Below are 3,967 nucleotides of genomic sequence, written 5' to 3'. Positions count from 1 at the left end.
AAGCATGATATACGCTTACGCAGCTTTAAAACTTGGTGTACCGTTTGCAAACGGCGCCCCTAACTTAACTGTTGATATCCCTGCGATGATTGAGTTAGCTAAACTAACTAAAACACCAATTGCAGGAAAAGATTTTAAAACCGGCCAAACTTTAATGAAAACTGTATTGGCACCAGGCCTTGCAGCACGTTCATTAGGTGTACACGGTTGGTTCTCTACCAACATTTTGGGTAACCGCGATGGTTTGGTACTTGACGACCCGGATAACTTTAAAACTAAAGAGGTATCAAAACTTGGTGTATTAGAAGATATTTTACGCCCTGAAGATAACCCTGAGCTTTACGGCGAGATCTTCCACAAGATCCGTATCAACTACTACCCTCCGCATGGTGATAACAAAGAAAGCTGGGACAACATCGACATTTTTGGCTGGTTAGGCTACAAAATGCAGATCAAGATCAACTTCCTTTGCCGCGACTCTATCTTAGCAGCACCTATCGTTTTAGACTTAGCTTTATTTTGCGATATGGCTAAACGTGCTAACATGAGCGGTATACAGGAGTGGTTATCATTCTACCTTAAATCGCCGCAAACTGCGCCGGGTTTACATGCCGAGAATGACATCTTTAAACAACTTATTAAATTGGAAAACACCTTACGTTACCTAATGGGCGAAGACCTGATCACGCATCTGGGCCTTGACTATTATGACGATATGTTTGCCGGTCAATAATATACCGTTTTAAATAAAAAAACCGGTTATTGCCTTACAGGGCGGTAACCGGTTTTTTATTTAAAGGAACTTTGGTTAAAAATAACGATATTCGCGACCGAAAACACACCTCCCCCCGAGGTTGTTTTTTTTAGTTCATACTACAATTGCTTTATTTACGTAGATAGTAACAATGAGTTAGTTACATGGTCTGATAATTGCTATAAAGCACGCGGTATAACTAAGATCTTACGGCAAGGTCAAAAACAAAACAAAAGCCGGACATATTTTTAAACGTGAATGGCAACATTTGTTAAGGCTCAGGCGTCATCCTTTATAGCATCCTTATTTGACTTTTTGACCACAATAGTCTGTAAGGAATTTTTCTACCTTTGGTACGTTATAGCAAGCCTGATTGGAACCATTGTTGGCGGCGTAACAAATTTTGCATTAGGCAGGGTTTGGGTATTTAAAAAACGTAAAGAAAAAACCATCCCGGTACAAGCCTTCAAATATATGTTGGTTTGGGGTGGCAATGTAGCCCTCAATACAGGTGGCGTATTTGTAGTTACGCATTTTATAGGGTTAGATTATAAAATATCAAAGGTTCTGGTATCGTTTACTGTTGGGATAACTTACAATTACTTCCTGCAGAAAAAGTTTGTTTTTGCATAATATTGAATAAGGTTAATGGTTTTTAAATACACGTATAAGTTTCTTTTTCTTGTACTTTTTTTATTGGTTAGTGCCGGGGTAACGGCACAAGTTACTGTTGTAAGCGGTAAAGTTACCGATGGTGGTAATAAAGACGGCCTTCCGTTTGTGTCGGTATCTTTTGCAGGCACTACTATTGGCGTAACTACCAATGGCCAGGGTTATTATAAACTAACCTCTACCCAACCCCAAACAAAAATCAAAGTAAGTTATATCGGCTTTAAGGATGCTACCTATAATGTGGCACCTGGTGTTGAGCAGGTGATCAATATCCGCATGATCCCAACATCAACTCAGTTGGGCCAGGTAACTATTAAAGGCGCTAAAAAATCAAAATATGTTAACGATAACCCCGCAGTAGCGCTAATACGTAAGGTTATTGAAAACAAAGAAAAAAACCGCCCCGAGGCATACAATTTTGTAGAGTACAAAGAGTACGACAAAATGCAATTCTCGCTCAGCAATATATCTGATAAGGTTAAAGAGAAAAGGCTTTTCCGAAAGTATAAGTTCATGTTCGAAAATAAGGACAGCACCACATACCCAGGCAAAACGCTGCTCCCTATTTATCTGAAAGAAAGGCTATCGCAAGTATATTACCGTAAAAATCCCGAAGCAACCCGTGATGTGATACTGGGCGAAAAATCGGTAGATTTTGGGCCGGGTTTTGATACCGAAGGTGTTGGCCAGTACTTTAAACACCTTTACGAAAAAGTTGATATTTACGATAACAGCATTTTGTTATTAGGCCGCCAGTTTTTAAGCCCGATAGCCAACAGCGCCCCTACCTTCTACAAATTTTTTATTACCGATACCGTTACGCTCGATAACGGCAAAAAGCTGGTTGAGCTGAGCTTTACGCCGCGTAACACCAACGATATCCTTTTTGAGGGCCAGATCTTCATCACTCTTGACGGCAACTACGCCGTGCAGAAAGCCGGGCTAAGGATAAACAAAAACATCAACGTAAACTTTGTGCGCAGCATGAACGTTGACCAGGATTTTGAACTGAACCCTGATGGCCGTTATCACCTGAGCAGAAGCAATACCTTTGCCGATTTTGGCATTACCGAAAAGCGGAAAAGCGGCTTGTTTGGTACCCGAACGCTTACACGAAAGAATTACGCGGTTAATATACCGCACCAGGACACCTTGTACAAGGCAAGGCCCGAATTGGGAGACGAAGAACTGCGTAACCGCCCCGAGAGTTTCTGGGCAGAGAACCGCTTAGATACGCTTACAACAGCCGAATCAAAAGTCTATAAAAATATTGATAGCCTTGTGCATATGCCATCATTCAGGCGTACGGCTGATATTATAAACCTGTTATTTGCCGGTTTTAAAAACTTTGGAAAGTTTGAAATTGGCCCTGCCAGTACATTTTATAGCTTTAACCCGGTAGAGGGCCTCAGGTTGCGTGTGGGTGGCCGTACCACCGCCGATTTTAGCAAACGTATCTTCCTGGAAGGTTATGGGGCATACGGCTTTAAAGACGACCGCTGGAAATACCAATTCGCTACTACCTATTCGTTAAATAACAAAAGTATTTACAGGTTCCCTCAGCACTATATCCGCGCAAGTTTTCAGCGTGATACAAAAATACCGGGGCAGGAACTACAATATGCACAGGAGGATAACTTCCTGCTCTCCTTTAAACGTGGCAAGAACGATAAATACCTTTATAACGACGCGTACCGGATTGATTACGTAAGCGAGTTTGAAAACCATTTTTCTTATAAACTTGGGCTAAAAAAACTCACGCAAACGCCTACAGGCAGTTTGTACCCGTTCATCAATACCGCCGGCACCAATATATTTCAGCATTTAACCACAAGCGAGGTTAGCGCCGGCATCCGCTACGCACCAAACGAGCAGTTTTACCAGGGTAAGCTGTTTCGCGCACCTATCATTAACCAGTACCCTATACTCTCGTTAGATTTTACAATGGGTTTGAAAAATGTACTGGGCGGCGAATACGGATATAAAAAAATTGATTTCCGTGGAGATAAGCGCTTTTACATAGCCCCGTTCGGCTTTGCGGATGTGGTTTTAGAGGGCTCAAAAACCTTTGGGCAGGTACCTTACCCCCTGCTTAACGTTCACCGTGCAAACCAAACCTTTGCGTACGTCATAGATTCATACAACTTAATGAACTTCCTGGAATTTGTGAGCGACCATTCAGTCGCCATCAACATAGATCAGCACTTCGGCGGGTTCTTCTTTAACAAGATCCCGTTATTTAAAAAATTAAAATGGCGCGAAACAATGTCATTCAAGGCGCTTTACGGTGGTTTAAGCAACCAAAGCACGCCATCACTACATCCAAACCTGTACCAGTTCCCGGTTGATGAGAACGGCGTACCTATTACCTACGCATTGGGCAAAACGCCTTATATGGAAGGTAGTGTGGGCGTCGAAAACATCTTCAAATTCATCAGGGTTGATGCAGTAAGAAGGTTTACCTACCTGGACCACCCCGGCATTGCCCCGTGGGGAATACGGGTAAAGATTAAGTTTGATTTTTAATATGTTTAATTTTAT

The 3,967-nt window shown here is 42.0% G+C and carries 3 protein-coding genes; all 3 read left to right on the top strand.

Annotation, left to right across the window (positions count from 1 at the left end; translation table 11 throughout):
* Nucleotides 1–733: inositol-3-phosphate synthase (locus tag WC615_RS22785; RefSeq protein ID WP_372980321.1), on the top strand; the 733-nt coding region annotated here is incomplete at its 5' end.
* A gap of 279 nt (nucleotides 734–1,012) precedes the next feature.
* On the top strand, nucleotides 1,013–1,387 hold the full coding sequence (locus tag WC615_RS22780) for a GtrA family protein (protein ID WP_191176664.1): 375 nt from the start codon (nucleotides 1,013–1,015) through the stop codon (nucleotides 1,385–1,387).
* Nucleotides 1,388–1,402: 15 nt separating this feature from the next.
* A complete protein-coding gene (locus WC615_RS22775) occupies nucleotides 1,403–3,952 on the top strand; it encodes a DUF5686 family protein (protein WP_372980320.1) in 2,550 nt (849 codons plus the stop codon).
* Nucleotides 3,953–3,967: the final 15 nt, after the last annotated feature.

This window comes from Mucilaginibacter sp. (genome assembly GCF_041663085.1).
Lineage (GTDB): Bacteria > Bacteroidota > Bacteroidia > Sphingobacteriales > Sphingobacteriaceae > Mucilaginibacter.
Note: the sequence above shows the minus strand (reverse complement) of the source record. Positions and strands in the feature narration are given on the sequence as shown.

Coding starts and splice junctions, on each gene's coding strand:
- WC615_RS22780 (WP_191176664.1), top strand. CDS start 1,013: ATGGCAACATTTGTTAAGGCTCAGGCGTCATCCTTTATAGCATCCTTA.
- WC615_RS22775 (WP_372980320.1), top strand. CDS start 1,403: ATGGTTTTTAAATACACGTATAAGTTTCTTTTTCTTGTACTTTTTTTA.